Raw genomic sequence first — 20,015 nt, forward strand, 5'->3', positions numbered from 1 at the left:
CCAGCAGCCGAGCTATCTCTCTTTCCTTACCAGGTTTTAAATGGAGGTGAACCTGGAGGCGCATTGACAATGAAATCGACCAATGGAATGACATATGCCATGCCGACAAGGACAATCATACACACAACCCACAATCCCCAGCGTTCTGTCCATCTAGGTGTTGGCGCTTCATCTTCTTCCACTTCCGCAATAGGGAACTCTGTGTTTCCTTTTGGTGCAAAGAACATGAGGTAGAATACTGCGTATACCTGCATAAGGACACCAATCATTAGAAGCGTTCCACCGATTGCCAGGAAGAATAGATAAGGATCCCAGCTTAAAGCAGTTGCATTATCAAAATATGTTGAATAGGAAGTTCTTCTTGGAGATCCCAGCAGACCCACCCAGTGCATCGCACCTGACATGATGATCATACCGATAGTCCATATAATTGTTTGAATAACCCCAAGCTTGTTGATCTGCGGTGTCAGCACTCTTTTAGATACATAAGGAATGAGCCAATAGCTTAGGCCGAAGAACGTCATAACTACTGACATGCCAAGTGTTAAGTGGAAATGGCCAACGACCCACATCGTGTTATGGACTACTTGGTTCAATTGGTTTGTAGTTTGAGCAATACCGCCTGCCCCTGCAGGGATAAAAGCAGCCATTGCGATAAATGGCGCAAGGAATCTGACATCTCCCCAAGGAAGCTTTTTATACCAGCCAACAATGCCTTTTCCGCCTTTCCTTCTCGCAGTGCGTTCAAAGACCGCAAACATTGCATAAGCAGTCATTAATGAAGGGAAGCCAATTGCCAAACTCATAAACACGTGCATGTATTTCACAGATTCAGAGATACCTGGGTCAATAATTTGATGGTGGAAGCCACCGGTAATATTCATAATTACTAATGCAATAACCACAATTCTTGTTAAGAGATCATTCCATCTTCGGCCGCCAATAATTTTCGGCACGATGACATACCATGCAGAGACTGCCGTTAAATACCAGATGTTAACCAGCGTATGGCCGAACGCCCAGAACAGCGTACGTGCAACCATAACATTTATTGTCTCAACCCATCCAAAAGCCCAAGGAATTATAGTAAAAACCTCGATTGCTACAGGTATGCTTCCGAAGAATAAGAGAACAAAAACGCCGGTTGCAAAGAAAGAAAGAATCGGGATATGCTTGCCGGGATTTCTCTTTCTCCAGCTGGCCACATTGATAAAGGCACCAAAGGCACACATCCATACACCCAATACGATAAATACTAAGCCGATATAGAAAATAGGTGAAGCAGCCATTGGCGGATAGAAAGTATACATAACAGATGCTTCATTCATTAAAATCGGGATTACCGCTAGGACAAATCCGAAAATCTTCATCCAGAAGCCTATCCATGCCATCTTTCTGACCTTAGGAAGCAGGCCGCCCAGTGTATGGGATAACCCAGCATAGAAGTATCCAATTGTGAAGAACGCTGACAATACGACTACCAGCAGAAGACCATGAGCTGTCAGAACCTGATAATAATTCAGCCATGCCGGCAATTCGAGCATTCCAGCCCGGTTCAGGCCTTGCACCAGTCCGAGTATTCCGCCCAGAAGGATGGCCAAGAAAGCAACAGATAAATATGATTTCGTTAATTTTGCATCCTCGAGGCTAATTCCCATAACTTTATTTGCTTTATCCTTAAAAACTTGTGTTTTTCCTGATTGCTTAATAACTGTTTCCACTGTCTATCCCCCCTTTATTTCACTGTAATGGTCGTGCTCATCATTTGATGACCCGCACCGCAGTACTCATTGCATAGAACCAAATATTCGCCCGGCTTATCAAATTTCTGAGTGATTTTTTGTACATAACCAGGCACAACCATAGCATTTAAGTTAGTTTCGGCAACCTGGAACCCGTGAACGACATCTTTTGACGTCAATGTAAAATGAACTGTTGATCCTGCAGGCACTTCTATCTCACTCGGAGTAAAACTGAACACTTGAAGAGTCATAACTACTTCATACTCATTATCGCCAATTTTCTTAATTCCTGGCTTATCGAACGGTGCTGTTTCATCCACTTTCTGAGGATCAATTCGCTCTCCATAGCTTGGCGGCCCCATTTCAAAGGCGAATGCCTGGTAGCCTGCGATTAACATGAATCCAATAATCATTCCAAAGCTTAAAATAAGCCATACCTTTTCAGAACGATGCATCATTGTTTATCCCCCCTATATTCTGGCCATATACAGGCCGTACAAGATTAAATACGTAACAAAGATCCCAAGGCCTACAACTGTAACTGAAAAGAACGTACCCTTTAGTGAGTTTTGTTCTTTTGAACTGCTTTGGTCCACTTTTTGTGTATTCACCTTCCATCAGCTCCTTTACTTTGTTACTTACATCATAGTTGAGAAGGGTTTTCATAAAAGTGAAATGAATCACACTTTCTTCATATTTCCTCAAAGGCAAAAGGGGGGCAATTTTGGCTAAAACTCTGTAGTATCAAGGGTTTTCCCCACGGAATGGTGCTCTGGGAAGCATAACGGTTCACAAAGTATTCACAAAGTATCAACTTAGCTCATCGCTTCCACATTCGTTATATGCATTTACAGTAGACTAGCCTGTTCCTCTTTGAGAGAGCCGTTAAAAAAGTTTCTAAAAACAAGGCTTTGTTAAAGGCTGTTGTTGATATACAGGAACATATGTTCTATAATGGTTTTAACTATATAAAAGTGGTGATGTCTGTGAGAGCAACTGATATTCTTAAAGCCATTCAAAAACTAAATCCAGCAGAAAAACACCGACTACGAGAGTATTTAATTGATGCTCTTACTGCATCTTCCTCGACAGGAACTGTTCTACAAGAAATATCTGAACGCAAAAATAAACGCGGTTATCATTGCCCTGATTGTGATTCAGAGCATATCGTTCGGTATGGCACATACTCAACAAGAGTTGATGGAGATGAAGTAGAAAAACAACGTTATCGTTGTAAAGCGTGTAAAAAGACATTTACTGACCTAACAAATACTCCTCTTTATCGAACACGCCATCTAAATCAATGGATTAAATTCGTTGAATGTATGATAGAAGGATATTCTCTTCGTAAATCTGCTGAATTAGTTGGTAATGTTACTCACGTTACATTGTTCTACTGGAGGCACAAACTCTTATCATCATTAAAACAAATGGAAAAATCTAATTTTGAAGGTATCGTCGAAATGGACGAGACCTATTTCCTATACTCCGAAAAGGGACAAAGAATAATTAAAGACAGAAAACCCTGCAAACGTGGTGGTTCCGCTAAGAAACGGGGCATAAGCAACGAACAAGTATGTGTTTTAGTCGCAAGAGACCGTGAAAAGATGACTTTTACGCAAACATTGGGAATGGGTCGATTAACAAAAGAGCAGTTAGACAAAGCTATCGAATGTTTTATGTACCGATTCTTGGCGAGTCTTTAAAACATATGCTGCTGAAAAAGGGATGGATATTTATCAATTCCAGAACGTAAACAATTAGCACCGTAGGCTTAAAGGATGGATACAACGTTTTAATGGAGTTGCAACTAAATATCTGAACAATTACTTAGCTTGGTTTCAAGTGTTAGAATCCATTCAACATCAAAGGAATGCTGTTACTATAAATGACTTGATGATTAAAGGGAATTTAATACAAAATATGGAAACATATGATACACTAAGGTTATCTAAATTCACGATTTAAGCATTATTTTCTTGTTCAACTAAACCAGCTAATAGTTTGTCAATATTTTTCATTAAAATATCGAAATTCATCGTGATATACTAAAAAAGGGTATACTAAATAACCTTCATATTCTCTGAACTGGAAGGTTTTTCGTTATTTAGTTAGATGTTGCTACTATGCTATATCTTGGAAATTTGTTCTGTCTCTTAATAAGGCAAATATCCAGTGTAAGAGCTTATTTACACAAGCAATTACAGCTACTTTAAATGGTTTTCCTTCCTCGCGTTTCTTATCATAGAACTCTCGTAATTTCTTATTTCGAGGAATGATTTCATCGCTTGTTTTGCTCTTGCGACAGTCACGTATCGCACAACGAACAGCCATATATAAGGCGTGGCGAAGCCTGCTGGAACCTCTTTTAGTGATTCGGTTTTTTGTGGCGGTAAACTTGCCTGATTCAAAAACACTAGGATCTACTCCAGCGAAAGCCCCCAATTTCAGAAATGATCGTGGCAGCGATCTTTTCACCGATACCAGGGATAGATTTGATAATATTATATTCTTCAACTTCTTTAGCGAGGGCATCTATCTCTGATTCCAATGTGGATAGGTGCTCTTTGTATTGAAGAATAATATTAATATACATACCTAAGCTTAAGAAATGACTCTGATAGACTGTCTTTTCAAAGGGATTGCGAGTTGCCGCCTCTTTTAGTTGTAAGGCTTTTTCGTTGGCCCATCTGATTGAGCGACTTTTACATAATTCCTTAATTCTATTTGAGAGTGTTTCATCACTAGCTTCTAATATGTCTTCAGAGGACGGAAACTCCTTTAAGGTTAAGAGTGATACTACAGAATATAAATCACCGAACACTCCCCGATATTCAGGGAATACTTGATCTAGAATAGCCTGGAACTGAAGCTTTGTCTGAATCATCACTCCTGTAATATTCTCGTGTTGTCTTGTAAGGTTACGAAGATTTAAAAGCTGAACCCCTCGCTTTTTATAAGGTTCTAACTCCTCCTTGTAAAACAACTCGCAGAGGTGGTAAGCATCGACGGCATCTGTCTTTACTTTCCTTAAACTTGAACTTTTCGCCTTGTAGGAAATCAAAGGGTTAATAATAATTAATAAATACCCACGTTCCTCTAAATATTGGACTACTGCTGTTTGATAGTGTCCAGTAGCTTCAAGAATAACTGGAGGTTTTAAACCTGTTTCTTTTTGTACTACCTCTAAAAACTCTACAAGTAAAGCAAGACCCTGAATAGTATGTGCTACTTTAAAGCTCTTTCGGAATGGTTTACCTTTATCGACAAAAGCTTGAACCTGACTTTCCCCCTTAGAAATATCCAGACCAACGACTGGATTCACCAAAATCATCTCCTAATCTTTAATTTTGCCGGTACCCCTTATTCTCCTTGCAGTATCACAGCTTCGCTTGTTATACGAGATCTATGTCCCAACCAGCCTCAATCATGTTTCTACAAGTAGGGGGCAAACTGTTTAGCTGACGGGATCCAGGTCCCACGGGCAGTTACGTTTTACCCCGGCTACCGTTATAATAAGACCATATAAAAAATGGTCAACCAGAAATATTTTCATATCTGGATGACCTTATAATACGAACGAAGCAGTTTAGTTTAATAGGATATATGGATTTAAAATAATGTTGTAGTTTAAAACAAACATCTTAATTTAAGGTAGGACGCAGGTAAAGAATACCTAAAATTGCAGGAATATTGAAACTAATCCAAGTTAAACCGTATTAGAATTAGATGTTTTTTTACATAAGGATTATGAAGATAGAATTTTCATGTAGCAATATTTTCTAAAGAAAGTGGGAGAGAAGAATGTTGAGCAGATATAAAAAATTTGGTTCTTTTGTATTTTTGATACTGTTGATTCTTACTGGGTGCAGCGACCATAAAACAGATTCAGATGCATCCGATAAAAAGTCTTCTTCACAAGATAATGACTTTCAGAAATTTAAAACGGAAGATGGAGAAATAGAAATAAATATTTTCAATAAAGGAAGTTTTTCCGAAGCAACTTTAAAGCAAATAAAAGAGGAAACTCTTTCCTTTTACACTGCACTGAAAAAAGAAAATGTATCGTTGTCTTCCCCATCAAAAATCTATTTACACCTCTATGATGAGAAGAAGGTAAGCTATGCGAGCGACAACACCATTCACCTCTACTGGGTGAAAGAAGGAAATTATCCTCTTATCCACGAACTTACCCATGTCATATTGGGTTACACTGAAGGACATGTGACACAGGAAGGTCTTGCGATTTTTATGCAGGATTCGTATTCAGACAGAGGAGCATTCCCCAATTTTCATGAAGATGTGCACGGTATTATGAAATATTTAATGACACGAGGGATCAGCATTCCTCTGGAAACGTTGCTGAGAGAGGAAAAAATTTTCACTCATTCAAATTTAAATAAAGATTCCTATTCTTTAAGGTGGTTGGGGTATATTGAATCTGCTTCATTCTCAGATTTTCTTATTAATCAATATGGCATGGAAAAGTTTGTGAAAATATATGACCGCCCGAATTTAACTGATGAAATACATGCGGTCTATGGGAAAAAATTAGAACATCTTGAAATGGAATGGAAAGAGTTTCTTCAGAGAAAATCCATACCGAATGAAGAAACCATTCGCAGCTATGAACCTCAAATTCAAGAAATTATCAATCACTTGGAAGCAAATAAAGAACAGCTATTAAAAACTTCTTAATTGCAGAATATTATTAAATGGAACTTCCAAATTTGTGGAAGTTCCATTTAATAATTAATAACAACATTAAACTTTAACAGAGCCAAAAACAAAAAAAACTAATCCCTATTGGAATTAGTTTGATAATGGTATGTATAATGGTGGGCCTAAATGGACTCGAACCATCGACCTCACGCTTATCAGGCGTGCGCTCTAACCAGCTGAGCTATAGGCCCATATGTGTTGGAGCGGGTGAAGGGAATCGAACCCTCATCATCAGCTTGGAAGGCTGAGGTTTTACCACTAAACTACACCCGCAAATAAATTTGGTTTGGAGGCAACACCCGGATTTGAACCGGGGATGGAGGTTTTGCAGACCTCTGCCTTACCACTTGGCTATGCTGCCTAAAAAAATGGCTGGGCTAGCAGGATTCGAACCTGCGAGTGACGGAGTCAAAGTCCGGTGCCTTACCGCTTGGCTATAGCCCAAAATATAATGCAAAAAAAAGAATAATGGGGCGATTGATGGGAATCGAACCCACGAGTGTCGGAGCCACAATCCGATGCGTTAACCACTTCGCCACAACCGCCACTATCCTACTGGCAGGGGTAGTAGGAATCGAACCCACATCAAAGGTTTTGGAGACCTTCGTTTTACCATTAAACTATACCCCTATATAAATGGTGGAGGGGGGCAGATTCGAACTGCCGAACCCGAAGGAGCGGATTTACAGTCCGCCGCGTTTAGCCACTTCGCTACCCCTCCAAGTCTGTAAAGACTAAGAAAATGGTGGCTCAGGACGGAATCGAACCGCCGACACAAGGATTTTCAGTCCTTTGCTCTACCGACTGAGCTACTGAGCCATATCAAGTTTTTTTGCCTAAATACTTGTAAAAATGGCGGTCCGGACGGGACTCGAACCCGCGACCTCCTGCGTGACAGGCAGGCATTCTAACCAACTGAACTACCGGACCAGATTGCGGGGGCAGGATTTGAACCTGCGACCTTCGGGTTATGAGCCCGACGAGCTACCGGACTGCTCCACCCCGCGATAATATTATTAGAGATAAAATATGGAGGAGGAAAGGGGATTCGAACCCCTGCGCGGTTTGACCCGCCTGTCGGTTTTCAAGACCGATCCCTTCAGCCGGACTTGGGTATTCCTCCGTTGTTGTAAATAATAATCATATTGGTAGCGGCGGAGGGGATCGAACCCCCGACCTCACGGGTATGAACCGTACGCTCTAGCCAGCTGAGCTACACCGCCGAAATGATTATAAATTTATGGTGGAGCCTAGCGGGATCGAACCGCTGACCTCCTGCGTGCAAAGCAGGCGCTCTCCCAGCTGAGCTAAGGCCCCATGTAAAAGAAGTGTCACTGGTCGGGAAGACAGGATTCGAACCTGCGACCCCTTGGTCCCAAACCAAGTGCTCTACCAAGCTGAGCTACTCCCCGTATAATGGCGCGCCCGAGAGGAGTCGAACCCCTAACCTTTTGATCCGTAGTCAAACGCTCTATCCAATTGAGCTACGGGCGCAAAATAATGGAGCGGAAGACGGGATTCGAACCCGCGACCCCCACCTTGGCAAGGTGATGTTCTACCACTGAACTACTTCCGCTTAAAAATGGTGCGGGTGAAGGGAGTCGAACCCCCACGCCTTGCGGCGCCAGATCCTAAGTCTGGTGCGTCTGCCAATTCCGCCACACCCGCAATATGAAATTAAAAATGGTGAGCCATGAAGGACTCGAACCTTCGACCCTCTGATTAAAAGTCAGATGCTCTACCGACTGAGCTAATGGCTCGTACTAAAGTTATGGTGGAGGATGACGGGATCGAACCGCCGACCCTCTGCTTGTAAGGCAGATGCTCTCCCAGCTGAGCTAATCCTCCAAATGGTGACCCCTACGGGATTCGAACCCGTGTTACCGCCGTGAAAGGGCGGTGTCTTAACCGCTTGACCAAGGGGCCAAATAAAAATACCCAATCAGGGATGCCCGGCAGCGTCCTACTCTCACAGGGGGACAGCCCCCAACTACCATCGGCGCTGAGAAGCTTAACTTCCGTGTTCGGTATGGGAACGGGTGTGACCTTCTCGCTATCGCCACCGGACTATTTGGTTTGAAGAAACTTCGTTCCCTCAAAACTAGATAATGTATGAAGAAGCATTTGCCGAGTAATAACCAATATAACTTGGTTAAGTCCTCGATCGATTAGTATCAGTCAGCTCCACATGTCGCCACGCTTCCACCTCTGACCTATCAACCTGATCATCTTTCAGGGATCTTACTAGCTTGACGCTATGGGAAATCTCATCTCGAGGGGGGCTTCATGCTTAGATGCTTTCAGCACTTATCCCTTCCGCACATAGCTACCCAGCGATGCCTTTGGCAAGACAACTGGTACACCAGCGGTGCGTCCATCCCGGTCCTCTCGTACTAAGGACAGCTCCTCTCAAATTTCCTGCGCCCACGACGGATAGGGACCGAACTGTCTCACGACGTTCTGAACCCAGCTCGCGTACCGCTTTAATGGGCGAACAGCCCAACCCTTGGGACCGACTACAGCCCCAGGATGCGATGAGCCGACATCGAGGTGCCAAACCTCCCCGTCGATGTGGACTCTTGGGGGAGATAAGCCTGTTATCCCCGGGGTAGCTTTTATCCGTTGAGCGATGGCCCTTCCATGCGGAACCACCGGATCACTAAGCCCGACTTTCGTCCCTGCTCGACTTGTAGGTCTCGCAGTCAAGCTCCCTTGTGCCTTTACACTCTGCGAATGATTTCCAACCATTCTGAGGGAACCTTTGGGCGCCTCCGTTACTTTTTAGGAGGCGACCGCCCCAGTCAAACTGCCCACCTGACACTGTCTCCCGCCCCGATCAGGGGCGCGGGTTAGAATTTCAATACAGCCAGGGTAGTATCCCACCGACGCCTCCACCGAAGCTAGCGCTCCGGCTTCTCAGGCTCCTACCTATCCTGTACAAGCTGTACCAAAATTCAATATCAGGCTACAGTAAAGCTCCACGGGGTCTTTCCGTCCTGTCGCGGGTAACCTGCATCTTCACAGGTACTATAATTTCACCGAGTCTCTCGTTGAGACAGTGCCCAGATCGTTACGCCTTTCGTGCGGGTCGGAACTTACCCGACAAGGAATTTCGCTACCTTAGGACCGTTATAGTTACGGCCGCCGTTTACTGGGGCTTCGATTCAAAGCTTCGCTTGCGCTAACCTCTCCTCTTAACCTTCCAGCACCGGGCAGGCGTCAGCCCCTATACTTCGCCTTGCGGCTTCGCAGAGACCTGTGTTTTTGCTAAACAGTCGCCTGGGCCTATTCACTGCGGCTCATCAGGGCTATTCACCCTAATGAGCACCCCTTCTCCCGAAGTTACGGGGTCATTTTGCCGAGTTCCTTAACGAGAGTTCTCTCGCTCACCTTAGGATTCTCTCCTCGCCTACCTGTGTCGGTTTGCGGTACGGGCACCTTTTCCCTCGCTAGAGGCTTTTCTTGGCAGTGTGGAATCAGGAACTTCGGTACTAAATTTCCCTCGCCGTCACAGCTCAGCCTGTATGGTAACGGGATTTGCCTCGTTACCGGCCTAACTGCTTGGACGCGCTAATCCAGCAGCGCGCTTACCCTATCCTCCTGCGTCCCCCCATTGCTCAAACGGTAAAGAGGTGGTACAGGAATATCAACCTGTTGTCCATCGCCTACGCTTTTCAGCCTCGGCTTAGGTCCCGACTAACCCTGAGCGGACGAGCCTTCCTCAGGAAACCTTAGGCATTCGGTGGATGGGATTCTCACCCATCTTTCGCTACTCATACCGGCATTCTCACTTCTAAGCGCTCCACCAGTCCTTGCGGTCTGGCTTCAACGCCCTTAGAACGCTCTCCTACCACTGACATCGAAAGATGTCAATCCACAGCTTCGGTGATACGTTTAGCCCCGGTACATTTTCGGCGCGGAGTCACTCGACCAGTGAGCTATTACGCACTCTTTAAATGGTGGCTGCTTCTAAGCCAACATCCTGGTTGTCTAAGCAACTCCACATCCTTTTCCACTTAACGTATACTTTGGGACCTTAGCTGGTGGTCTGGGCTGTTTCCCTCTTGACTACGGATCTTATCACTCGCAGTCTGACTCCCATGGATAAGTCTTTGGCATTCGGAGTTTGTCTGAATTCGGTAACCCGATGGGGGCCCCTAGTCCAAACAGTGCTCTACCTCCAAGACTCTTACTACATGAGGCTAGCCCTAAAGCTATTTCGGAGAGAACCAGCTATCTCCAGGTTCGATTGGAATTTCTCCGCTACCCACACCTCATCCCCGCACTTTTCAACGTGCGTGGGTTCGGGCCTCCATCCAGTGTTACCTGGACTTCACCCTGGACATGGGTAGATCACCTGGTTTCGGGTCTACGACCACATACTCATTCGCCCTATTCAGACTCGCTTTCGCTGCGGCTCCGTCTTATCAACTTAACCTCGCATGTAATCGTAACTCGCCGGTTCATTCTACAAAAGGCACGCTATCACCCATTAACGGGCTCTAACTACTTGTAGGCACACGGTTTCAGGATCTCTTTCACTCCCCTTCCGGGGTGCTTTTCACCTTTCCCTCACGGTACTGGTTCACTATCGGTCACTAGGGAGTATTTAGCCTTGGGAGATGGTCCTCCCTGCTTCCGACGGGATTTCTCGTGTCCCGCCGTACTCAGGATCCACTCTGGAGGGAACGAAGTTTCAACTACAGGGCTTTTACCTTCTCTGGCCGGCCTTTCCAGACCTGTTCATTTACCTCGTTCCTTTGTAACTCCGTATAGAGTGTCCTACAACCCCAGGAGGCAAGCCTCCTGGTTTGGGCTAATCCCGTTTCGCTCGCCGCTACTCAGGGAATCGCGTTTGCTTTCTCTTCCTCCGGGTACTTAGATGTTTCAGTTCCCCGGGTCTGCCTTCTATACCCTATGTATTCAGGTAAAGATCCTATCCCATTACGGATAGGGGGTTTCCCCATTCGGAAATCTCCGGATCAAAGCTTACTTACAGCTCCCCGAAGCATATCGGTGTTAGTACCGTCCTTCATCGGCTCCTAGTGCCAAGGCATTCACCGTGCGCCCTTTCTAACTTAACCGTATTTGACAGGTTCATCGAAGATGAACAGTATCAAAGGTTTTTAACTCTATTTACATAGAGAGAATTCACTAAAATGGCGATTACTCGGTTATTGCTTCTTCATAATCATTATCTAGTTTTCAAAGAACGAATCTTTCATTGAGAGATTAGTTCCCTCAAAACTAAACAAAAGCAGAAAGCGTCACGTTTCTTGTAAATATTCCTTAGAAAGGAGGTGATCCAGCCGCACCTTCCGATACGGCTACCTTGTTACGACTTCACCCCAATCATCTGTCCCACCTTAGGCGGCTGGCTCCAAAAGGTTACCCCACCGACTTCGGGTGTTACAAACTCTCGTGGTGTGACGGGCGGTGTGTACAAGGCCCGGGAACGTATTCACCGCGGCATGCTGATCCGCGATTACTAGCGATTCCGGCTTCATGCAGGCGAGTTGCAGCCTGCAATCCGAACTGAGAATGGTTTTATGGGATTCGCTTAACCTCGCGGTTTTGCAGCCCTTTGTACCATCCATTGTAGCACGTGTGTAGCCCAGGTCATAAGGGGCATGATGATTTGACGTCATCCCCACCTTCCTCCGGTTTGTCACCGGCAGTCACCTTAGAGTGCCCAACTGAATGCTGGCAACTAAGATCAAGGGTTGCGCTCGTTGCGGGACTTAACCCAACATCTCACGACACGAGCTGACGACAACCATGCACCACCTGTCATCCTGTCCCCCGAAGGGGAACGCCCTATCTCTAGGGTTGTCAGGAGATGTCAAGACCTGGTAAGGTTCTTCGCGTTGCTTCGAATTAAACCACATGCTCCACCGCTTGTGCGGGCCCCCGTCAATTCCTTTGAGTTTCAGCCTTGCGGCCGTACTCCCCAGGCGGAGTGCTTAATGCGTTTGCTGCAGCACTAAAGGGCGGAAACCCTCTAACACTTAGCACTCATCGTTTACGGCGTGGACTACCAGGGTATCTAATCCTGTTTGCTCCCCACGCTTTCGCGCCTCAGCGTCAGTTACAGACCAAAGAGTCGCCTTCGCCACTGGTGTTCCTCCACATCTCTACGCATTTCACCGCTACACGTGGAATTCCACTCTTCTCTTCTGCACTCAAGTTCCCCAGTTTCCAATGACCCTCCCCGGTTGAGCCGGGGGCTTTCACATCAGACTTAAGGAACCGCCTGCGCGCGCTTTACGCCCAATAATTCCGGACAACGCTTGCCACCTACGTATTACCGCGGCTGCTGGCACGTAGTTAGCCGTGGCTTTCTGGTCAGGTACCGTCAAGGTACCGGCAGTTACTCCGGTACTTGTTCTTCCCTGACAACAGAGTTTTACGATCCGAAAACCTTCATCACTCACGCGGCGTTGCTCCGTCAGACTTTCGTCCATTGCGGAAGATTCCCTACTGCTGCCTCCCGTAGGAGTCTGGGCCGTGTCTCAGTCCCAGTGTGGCCGATCACCCTCTCAGGTCGGCTACGCATCGTGGCCTTGGTGAGCCGTTACCTCACCAACTAGCTAATGCGCCGCGGGCCCATCTGTAAGTGATAGCCGAAACCATCTTTTAACTTTTCCTCATGAGAGGAAAAGAATTATCCGGTATTAGCCCCGGTTTCCCGGAGTTATCCCAGTCTTACAGGCAGGTTGCCCACGTGTTACTCACCCGTCCGCCGCTGACTTCAGGGAGCAAGCTCCCATCAGTCCGCTCGACTTGCATGTATTAGGCACGCCGCCAGCGTTCGTCCTGAGCCAGGATCAAACTCTCCATATAAGAGTTGATTAAGCTCGTTTTGTCTTTTCGAAAAAGACTAATGATTTAAACGTTGACGTTTCTGTTTTGTTTAGTTTTCAAAGAACTAATGTGCTAACTTCTTTCGAAGTGACAACGATATTCATCTTATCATCTTCCGTTATGGAAGTCAACAGCTTTTTTTGCTTTTCCTTTAAGATATTCAAAAAAATTAAGAGCTTTTTCCCTTCGCCACTTAGCAATTACCTCTTAGCGACAAAAACTATCTTACAATAGTTTAAAACCCAAAGTCAATACTTTATATAAAAAAATTGCATACGCCATAATTTTTCTCAAAACCATGCGCATGCATCTTTTCGTCTTTAGAGAATATACCTCTTCGTCCATTCTTCAATCACGTCCAGCATTTCAGTGCTCAGCGGCTTTGAAAGACTTCTTTTATAAATGGACTTCAGCTTTAGCATAGAAGTTTCCTCTTCCTGATCTCTAAGAAGATGGTTCATATTTGGGACATTATAGCTCTCAGCTGGGCCATTCACTTTTTCAGCAAAAAGATGGACATGCTCAGGATCTACTTGAATATCTTTATTACCGGTAATAGCAAGAACAGGACATGTAATTGCAGCCAAATCTTCTTCCATATTATATTGAAAGTGCTCCCTTGCCCATTTTGCATTGATCTTTGTAAATCCTTTTTTCATTACTGCCTCTTCTGATTCCATCATTTCATCGAAAATTTTCTTTTGTTTGGAAGCAGCCGTTTTATGAACTTTTAGGGCACGAAGAATAACTCCATTAAATCCTTTCATCTCTTTAACTTCCTCTTCCAGCAGTTTTACTTGGAGCTCAGATGCGTTCCTGACATTTGCCGCGTGACCGGCAAGGAGGATAATACCCGCAACTTCTGCCTTCTTATTAATAGGAGGAATTAATGTACATCCTTCACTGTGACCGAGCAGAAATATTCTTTCAGGGTCTATTTCCGGCAGATCGCGAGCCGCCTTCACAGCTTCAATCCCATCGTTAACTAAATCCCACATGCCTGTTTGATAAAAATCACCTCCGCTCACACCGGCTCCCCGTTTGTCATATCTAAGAACCCCCACCCCAAGGGATGCAAAAAACTCAGCAAGCATTTTATAAGCATTCATCTGCATAACCTTCGCATTGCCATCCCGGTCAACAGGGCCTGAACCATGAATTATAATAATAAGAGGAAGCTTTCCTTCGGTCTCCTTCGGAAGACTCACTGTTCCCTTTATTTTTACATCTGTATTAAATTCGACCTCAAGTTCTTTCATTAAATGAACCCCCAATAAATGACTTTACTTATGAGACGCTTATTAATAAATATCGTTCAGTTTTTTTATTATTTTTTTAAGGCAATACTAAGAGCAATTCTTATTCGTATTAGAAAGGGCTGAATTTATGCCAAGGAAAGCAGCATCGGCAGACAGCGGGGAAGAGACCAAGAAGGATACTGAAGCACCTTCAAATACCCCTATCAAAAAAAGTGAGGATGAAATCAGCAAGCTAAATAGGATGTTAGCATCTGTTTTAAATTATCTTTCGGATGATGAGGTAGAAGAAATCGATATTGAGTATCTGCTTGCTAATACGGAGGGACTGCGAGATTGGTGGGAGCAATACAGAGAAAGTAATAAGAAGCAAATCGAGGAAGAAATCAAGAAGTCACTTGGCTCTTTATCGCTTGAGGAGCTCGAGACTATCCGCGAACAAATAAAGAGTAGATAGCTTTACCATTAAAAAGGACTCGTTTGCCTAAAGCATACGAGTCCTAATTTTTTATTGTTCCATAAGCTCTCCGCCTGTTAACTCAATATGTCCTTCTCCCCAGTTGCACATCGCATCCAGGATCGGTCGAAGTGACCATCCGTAATCTGTTAGTGAATATACAACCTTAGGGGGCACCTGATCATAAACAGTGCGGTTTACAACTCCATCTGCTTCAAGTTCGCGAAGCTGCTGTGTCAGCATTTTTTGCGTAATTCCAGGCATAAGGCGTTTAAGCTCGCTGGTTCGCTTTTCACCTTTAATTAAATGACACATGATTACAACTTTCCACTTCCCGCCAATCACATCTAAAGTAGCTTCTACCGGAATATTGTAAGCCAACTTCCTTCCCCCTCTGTTTACAGGCACTTAAAAGTACCTACATTACTTTAAAGTACGTACTATTCATTTCGAATCATGCCATCCATAATAGCATAAGGAAGCATAAAACAAAATGGTGAAATTGATCACAGGGTACTTTTTAGTGCCTGCATTACTTTAAAGTACGTACTGTTCACCATATTTGACATGCTCCATACTATCTCTCATAGATTGCATGGCCAAGGCGCCTGTCTATGCTTTCTTAACTGCTATTACTTTAATAAGGAGGATTCATTGCTGATGAATTCAATTACAATAAATAGACAAAAAGAAAAAGGCAGCACTCCAGCCCTTTTTGCACTCGCAATCAGTGCATTCGGCATAGGGACCACAGAGTTTGTGCCTGTAGGGCTTTTATCTACCATATCAGGTGATTTGGGAATTTCCATTACATTGGCCGGCTTATTGATTTCCGGTTATGCCATGGGAGTTGCTATTGGTGCACCTGTACTAACTGCTTTGACCAGTAAAATGAACAGAAAGTCTTTGCTTATGTCATTAATGGTTTTATTTATCATCGGAAATTCTGTCGCAGCCATGTCTTCAACTTTTGCCCTTTTGCTGGCTGCGCGTTTTATAACAGCTTTTTCACACGGAATCTTTTTCTCAATTGGCTCGACCATTGCTGCTGATTTAGTCCCTGAAAATAAACGAGCCAGTGCGATAGCCTTTATGTTTACCGGCTTGACTGTCGCAACTGTGACAGGTGTACCGCTCGGAACGTTTATTGGACAGATATTTGGCTGGAGAGCCACCTTCTGGGGAGTGGCTCTGCTGGGGATAATTGGGATTATAGCCAGCGCCATACTAATTCCAGCAAATCTTAAGCAAGCACCAGCTTCCAAGTTTAGTGAACATCTGAAAATTTTAACCAGCGGACAGCTGCTTTTAGCATTTAGCATTACTGCACTCGGATACGGAGGAACATTTGTAGCTTTTACCTATCTGACACCCCTTCTCGAAGATGTAACAGGGTTTAGCGCAAAATGGGTCAGCATTATTCTGCTTGCTTACGGAGTGGCCGTAGCTATTGGCAATGTTCTTGGCGGAAAAGCTTCTGACAAAGATCCATTAAATGCGTTAGTTTGGATGTTTACTCTGCAAGCCATTATATTGGGTCTTCTCACTTTTGCAGCACCTTTTAAAACCCTTGGGCTTATTGCTATTTTTCTAATGGGCTTATTTGCTTTCATGAATGTGCCAGGCCTTCAAATTTTAGTGGTGAACCTGGCTGAGAAATATGTTCCTTCAGCTGTCAATGTGGCTTCCGCATTAAATATCGCAGCTTTCAATATCGGGATTGCGATCGGCTCATTTGCCGGGGGAATGATTGTCGACTCTATCGGCTTAATTCACACACCGTGGATTGGCGGAGTAATGGTGTTTGGGGCCGTAATTCTGACGGGATGGCTAAAAGAACTTGAGAAACAAACTAACTAATTATTAAGGAGTACCTTTAAAATGAGACCCTGAAGGTCCTTGCTGATAAATATGGAAAATCCATTGCACAAATTGCTCTGAGGTGGCACCTGCAAAACAAAACGGCAATATCGTCATCCTTAAGTTAACTAAATCTCATCGAATCGAAGAAAATGCAGAATTTATTTGACTTTGAACTATCTAAGCAAGACATGGAATTGATCGATTCCTTAAATGAAGATTTACGTGTGTGACCAGATCCCGATAATTTTGATTTCTAATATATCGAGACGAGGAGTAGCAGGCTCCTCGTCTTTTCTTATTAATATACATAATCAGGTTACTAAATAAAACAGCCCCTAATGAACAAGATAAAAAGAAACAAACTAAGTCGTTTGAAAAAGAGCCAGAGAGACAAAGGGGGTTCCTGCACAATGATTTTTCTTATTTACCTCGTGATCAATATGTCAGTATTGTTTCTTTTTATTAAACTAAAGAAACATCTGCATATTTTGGAAGTCCTTGTCTATTGGATGGTGAGCTCTTATTTTTTTCAAAATTTCTCAGCCCTATGCTATATGAATTTCAAAACTCTCGTCATTCCGGAACAGCTGAGCTATGAATTCGCCCATTTCCTTAATCGTATTTTGCTTTTCCCTGCATTGATGGTCCTTTCTTTGAACTATTTACTTATCCTGAAAACATACAAGAGCAGATTCCTCATAATTATCTTTTTTATATTGATCTTAGGCGGGTTTGAATGGATTGGGCAAACAACGGGAGTGCTTATTCATGTCCATTGGAGAATTTGGTGGTCATTTACTTTTTGGCTGGTGTCAATCCTGACGTTATTCGGCTTTATGAAGTTTTTCCGCAAAATCCTGTATAGAGGGGATTAGACTTTATGAATGTAACATTTGATTGGAATGAATGGTTCTTTATTATATCTTCCTCAATTGCCATACTCTTATTTCTGCCTATCCGAAAGTATTTTCCACCCGTTTTAGTAACGGTCATATGGATTTATAACCTTTCATTGGTTGCAACCATTGATTACTTTCTTCTGGCCACGCCTTTTCAGGTGTATGTATTTGGTGACAATCCTTCTTATGAACTATCGGGGGCTCTCTTTCACTTCTTCATGTACCCTTGTGCCGCTTTGCTGTTTTTATTTGGCTATGACCGCTGGGAGCTATATGGCAAGAAGTCTATTTGGTACATACTGGGCTGGAGTGCATTTTCCCTATTCTTCGAATGGCTTACTGTTAAAAATCATGCATTGATCTATACAGGATGGAAGCTTGTCTATTCAATCCCGGTTTATCCGGCAGCAGCAGTCATGCTCATTATTTTGTTTCGCTTTGTGAAAAAGAGGCTTATGGATCCGGAGCTTGAAGGTTCTTCCAAAATAAATTGAAAAAAGCAGGAACTCCCCCTGCTTTTTTCAATTTATTTAATAGTTTTCAAAAGCGGTAAAGTAATCTCTACTAAAGTACCTTCACCAATCTTGCTTTTATATACGATGCTGCCATGATGCTGCTTTATGATCTTATGGCAAATCATAAGTCCTAGGCCAGTCCCTTTTTCCTTTAATGTATAAAAAGGTTCACCCAGTCTTGGCAGAAAATCGTCAGGTATACCGCACCCCTGGTCCTGGAATGAGACAATACATTCCCCGTCATTATTACTCTTGAGGGAAACCTCAATCTCCCCTCCGTCACCCATAGCTTCCATGGCGTTTTTTAAGATGTTCAAAAAAACCTGTTTGATTTGATTTTTTTCGCATGATATCAAAACATCACTATCTGCCAAATTCAGCTTGAACTGGATACCGTTCATATTTGCCTGCGGAGATAATAACTCGACTGTATTCTCAATAATATCCGTTAACTTAGCTGTGTCCATTTGGATGGCCTGCGGTTTTCCAAGCGAAAGCATTTCAGTGGTGATATTTTCAATGCGCTCCAGTTCGCTTAGCAGCAGTTCATTAATTTGGCTATTGCCGCTCTTATAAAGCTGCAGAAACCCTTTGATGGTTGTAAGCGGGTTTCTGATTTCATGGGCAACCCCGGCTGCAAGCTCCCCGACAATCGATAATTTCTCAGACTGCAATAGAAATTCCTCTGCTTTTTTCCGCTCTGAAATATCCCTGCTAATCATGACGACATGCTCGATTACACCATTTTCACCTTCAACCGGCATACAAAGTGATTCAAATTCGATCCAATGGCCTTCTCTATGTTTTAGGCGGAACTCCATAGCCATTCTCTCATTATTCTCGAATATCCTTTGCATGCCTGCCTGAAATTTTTCCGCTTCATCAGGATGAAGAACAATATCTACCTCCATCTTTTGCAGTACTGGCACTTCATATCCTAAAACGAACTCATGAGACGGAGATAAATAACTCAAACTGCGATCCCTGTCCATGACAGCGATAAGGTCTGATGTGTTTTCAGCGATTAACCGGTACTTAGACTCACTTTCTTCCAGCGTCTTTTCCATCCGTTTTTTTTCTGTGATGATTCGAATCAGCCTTTCATAGGATTCAATCAGCAAACTCCCAACAATGACACCAAGCCCCACAAACAGAAGATATTGCAGATGAAAAATCGGGCTGTCTCTAAAAACGTTAAAAATGATCGGTACCGTTATTATATAAATGATACAATACACACCATATAATATAGCCGTTTTTCTAACTGACTTATGGTGCTGGGTATATCTATGTATGATAGTAAAAGCAATCAAAATAAGCAGCAGCCCTATTACGGCAGGCAGCCAGTTCTCACTGACTGCAAGCCTTGTGACAAGAGCAATTATTGCTGTAATAAGACCTGCTCCCGGCCCCAAATAGGAAAACACCAAAATCAGAATGGCATATCGAATATCATAGGAATAACCCTGCTCGTTAAAAGATAAACCCACAAGAATGACAGAAATAATTCCTGCGTATATGCCGCCCAAAAGGTGCAGGTCCCTAAGCGGTTTATGACTGATAAACGAGCGGAGAATTAAAGGCACACTGACCAGTAATGAAAAAATGGAGAGATTGACAATGTAGTCTAATAGTATCAAGGAGGTTCCCACCTATATTGAGAAATTCTTAATATTCTTTCTTTATCATAAACCAGA

The 20,015-nt window shown here is 43.7% G+C and carries 11 protein-coding genes, 20 tRNA genes, 3 rRNA genes and 2 pseudogenes; 6 read left to right on the forward strand and 30 right to left on the reverse strand.

Annotated elements, in window-relative coordinates; translation table 11 throughout:
* Nucleotides 1-26: 26 nt before the first annotated feature.
* From LLY41_RS20720 to LLY41_RS20730, 3 genes are read right to left on the reverse strand one after another with little or no spacing between them, the layout of a single operon-like run.
* Complete coding sequence (locus tag LLY41_RS20720; RefSeq protein WP_095245813.1) at nucleotides 27-1,721, reverse strand: cbb3-type cytochrome c oxidase subunit I; 1,695 nt, start codon at nucleotides 1,719-1,721, stop codon at nucleotides 27-29.
* A 14-nt stretch (nucleotides 1,722-1,735) separates the two neighbouring features.
* Entirely contained in the window at nucleotides 1,736-2,200 is a 465-nt protein-coding gene (locus LLY41_RS20725; protein WP_076263118.1) for a cytochrome c oxidase subunit II, read from the reverse strand.
* 12 nt (nucleotides 2,201-2,212) lie between these two features.
* Nucleotides 2,213-2,353: a cytochrome c oxidase subunit 2A gene (locus LLY41_RS20730; protein WP_142301785.1), complete on the reverse strand. Its 141-nt coding sequence runs from the start codon at nucleotides 2,351-2,353 to the stop codon at nucleotides 2,213-2,215.
* Nucleotides 2,354-2,722: 369 nt separating this feature from the next.
* On the opposite strand from LLY41_RS20730, the pseudogene LLY41_RS20735 reads away from it, so the two are divergent.
* Nucleotides 2,723-3,710, forward strand: a pseudogene (locus LLY41_RS20735) (IS1595 family transposase).
* Nucleotides 3,711-3,866: 156 nt separating this feature from the next.
* Here LLY41_RS20735 and LLY41_RS20740 read toward each other — a convergent pair.
* Nucleotides 3,867-5,067 (reverse strand): annotated as a pseudogene (locus tag LLY41_RS20740) (IS110 family transposase).
* A gap of 479 nt (nucleotides 5,068-5,546) precedes the next feature.
* Here LLY41_RS20740 and LLY41_RS20745 point away from each other — a divergent pair.
* Entirely contained in the window at nucleotides 5,547-6,440 is an 894-nt protein-coding gene (locus LLY41_RS20745; protein WP_304586473.1) for a gluzincin family metallopeptidase, read from the forward strand.
* Nucleotides 6,441-6,578: 138 nt separating this feature from the next.
* Here the strand turns inward: LLY41_RS20745 and LLY41_RS20750 are convergent.
* The 24 genes from LLY41_RS20750 to LLY41_RS20865 all read right to left on the reverse strand — a co-directional run bounded on the left by LLY41_RS20750 (nucleotide 6,579) and on the right by LLY41_RS20865 (nucleotide 14,587).
* Nucleotides 6,579-6,655: transfer RNA gene (locus tag LLY41_RS20750), tRNA-Ile, on the reverse strand.
* 8 nt (nucleotides 6,656-6,663) lie between these two features.
* Nucleotides 6,664-6,737: transfer RNA gene (locus tag LLY41_RS20755), tRNA-Gly, on the reverse strand.
* 14 nt (nucleotides 6,738-6,751) lie between these two features.
* Nucleotides 6,752-6,825: transfer RNA gene (locus tag LLY41_RS20760), tRNA-Cys, on the reverse strand.
* 8 nt (nucleotides 6,826-6,833) lie between these two features.
* Nucleotides 6,834-6,908: transfer RNA gene (locus LLY41_RS20765), tRNA-Gln, on the reverse strand.
* A gap of 25 nt (nucleotides 6,909-6,933) precedes the next feature.
* Nucleotides 6,934-7,009 (reverse strand) — tRNA-His (locus LLY41_RS20770).
* Nucleotides 7,010-7,020: 11 nt separating this feature from the next.
* A tRNA-Trp gene (locus LLY41_RS20775) sits at nucleotides 7,021-7,094 on the reverse strand.
* A gap of 7 nt (nucleotides 7,095-7,101) precedes the next feature.
* Nucleotides 7,102-7,185: transfer RNA gene (locus LLY41_RS20780), tRNA-Tyr, on the reverse strand.
* Nucleotides 7,186-7,207: 22 nt separating this feature from the next.
* Nucleotides 7,208-7,283: transfer RNA gene (locus LLY41_RS20785), tRNA-Phe, on the reverse strand.
* A gap of 34 nt (nucleotides 7,284-7,317) precedes the next feature.
* Nucleotides 7,318-7,394 (reverse strand) — tRNA-Asp (locus LLY41_RS20790).
* Between the two features lie 3 nt (nucleotides 7,395-7,397).
* Nucleotides 7,398-7,471, reverse strand: a tRNA-Met gene (locus tag LLY41_RS20795).
* Nucleotides 7,472-7,494: 23 nt separating this feature from the next.
* Nucleotides 7,495-7,587, reverse strand: a tRNA-Ser gene (locus LLY41_RS20800).
* Between the two features lie 23 nt (nucleotides 7,588-7,610).
* Nucleotides 7,611-7,687 (reverse strand) — tRNA-Met (locus tag LLY41_RS20805).
* 18 nt (nucleotides 7,688-7,705) lie between these two features.
* A tRNA-Ala gene (locus tag LLY41_RS20810) sits at nucleotides 7,706-7,781 on the reverse strand.
* An 18-nt stretch (nucleotides 7,782-7,799) separates the two neighbouring features.
* A tRNA-Pro gene (locus LLY41_RS20815) sits at nucleotides 7,800-7,876 on the reverse strand.
* 5 nt (nucleotides 7,877-7,881) lie between these two features.
* Nucleotides 7,882-7,958, reverse strand: a tRNA-Arg gene (locus LLY41_RS20820).
* A 7-nt stretch (nucleotides 7,959-7,965) separates the two neighbouring features.
* Nucleotides 7,966-8,040: transfer RNA gene (locus tag LLY41_RS20825), tRNA-Gly, on the reverse strand.
* Between the two features lie 7 nt (nucleotides 8,041-8,047).
* Nucleotides 8,048-8,132: transfer RNA gene (locus LLY41_RS20830), tRNA-Leu, on the reverse strand.
* A gap of 16 nt (nucleotides 8,133-8,148) precedes the next feature.
* Nucleotides 8,149-8,224: transfer RNA gene (locus LLY41_RS20835), tRNA-Lys, on the reverse strand.
* A 12-nt stretch (nucleotides 8,225-8,236) separates the two neighbouring features.
* Nucleotides 8,237-8,312 (reverse strand) — tRNA-Val (locus LLY41_RS20840).
* A 3-nt stretch (nucleotides 8,313-8,315) separates the two neighbouring features.
* Nucleotides 8,316-8,390: transfer RNA gene (locus LLY41_RS20845), tRNA-Glu, on the reverse strand.
* Nucleotides 8,391-8,414: 24 nt separating this feature from the next.
* Nucleotides 8,415-8,531, reverse strand: a 5S ribosomal RNA gene (gene rrf / locus LLY41_RS20850).
* An 81-nt stretch (nucleotides 8,532-8,612) separates the two neighbouring features.
* Nucleotides 8,613-11,548, reverse strand: a 23S ribosomal RNA gene (locus LLY41_RS20855).
* A gap of 209 nt (nucleotides 11,549-11,757) precedes the next feature.
* A 16S ribosomal RNA gene (locus LLY41_RS20860) occupies nucleotides 11,758-13,307 on the reverse strand.
* The 16S, 23S and 5S rRNA genes sit together here with 20 tRNA genes alongside, the layout of an rRNA operon.
* 341 nt (nucleotides 13,308-13,648) lie before the next feature.
* Nucleotides 13,649-14,587 (reverse strand): alpha/beta hydrolase, encoded by a 939-nt coding sequence (locus LLY41_RS20865; protein ID WP_304586474.1) that lies wholly within the window; start codon nucleotides 14,585-14,587, stop codon nucleotides 13,649-13,651.
* 127 nt (nucleotides 14,588-14,714) lie between these two features.
* Between LLY41_RS20865 and LLY41_RS20870 the strand changes: the two genes are divergently transcribed.
* Nucleotides 14,715-15,041, forward strand: a complete 327-nt coding sequence (locus tag LLY41_RS20870; RefSeq protein ID WP_304586475.1) for a hypothetical protein — start codon at nucleotides 14,715-14,717, stop codon at nucleotides 15,039-15,041.
* A 51-nt stretch (nucleotides 15,042-15,092) separates the two neighbouring features.
* On the opposite strand, the gene LLY41_RS20875 is transcribed toward LLY41_RS20870, so the two are convergent.
* Entirely contained in the window at nucleotides 15,093-15,422 is a 330-nt protein-coding gene (locus tag LLY41_RS20875) for a winged helix-turn-helix transcriptional regulator (protein ID WP_304586476.1), read from the reverse strand.
* Nucleotides 15,423-15,701: 279 nt separating this feature from the next.
* Here LLY41_RS20875 and LLY41_RS20880 point away from each other — a divergent pair, with 279 nt between their 5' ends.
* From LLY41_RS20880 to LLY41_RS20895, 3 genes are all read left to right on the forward strand, one after another.
* On the forward strand, nucleotides 15,702-16,901 hold the full coding sequence (locus LLY41_RS20880) for an MFS transporter (protein WP_304586477.1): 1,200 nt from the start codon (nucleotides 15,702-15,704) through the stop codon (nucleotides 16,899-16,901).
* A 413-nt stretch (nucleotides 16,902-17,314) separates the two neighbouring features.
* On the forward strand, nucleotides 17,315-17,779 hold the full coding sequence (locus LLY41_RS20890; protein ID WP_304586478.1) for a hypothetical protein: 465 nt from the start codon (nucleotides 17,315-17,317) through the stop codon (nucleotides 17,777-17,779).
* 5 nt (nucleotides 17,780-17,784) lie between these two features.
* Nucleotides 17,785-18,297, forward strand: a complete 513-nt coding sequence (locus tag LLY41_RS20895) for a hypothetical protein (RefSeq protein ID WP_304586479.1) — start codon at nucleotides 17,785-17,787, stop codon at nucleotides 18,295-18,297.
* Between the two features lie 32 nt (nucleotides 18,298-18,329).
* Here the strand turns inward: LLY41_RS20895 and LLY41_RS20900 are convergent, their stop codons facing one another.
* Nucleotides 18,330-19,958, reverse strand: coding sequence for an ATP-binding protein (locus LLY41_RS20900; protein ID WP_304586480.1), 1,629 nt, complete (start codon nucleotides 19,956-19,958; stop codon nucleotides 18,330-18,332).
* Nucleotides 19,959-20,015 lie beyond the last annotated feature (57 nt).

It is taken from the genome of Cytobacillus firmus (assembly GCF_023612095.1).
Classification (GTDB): Bacteria; Bacillota; Bacilli; order Bacillales; family Cytobacillaceae; genus Cytobacillus.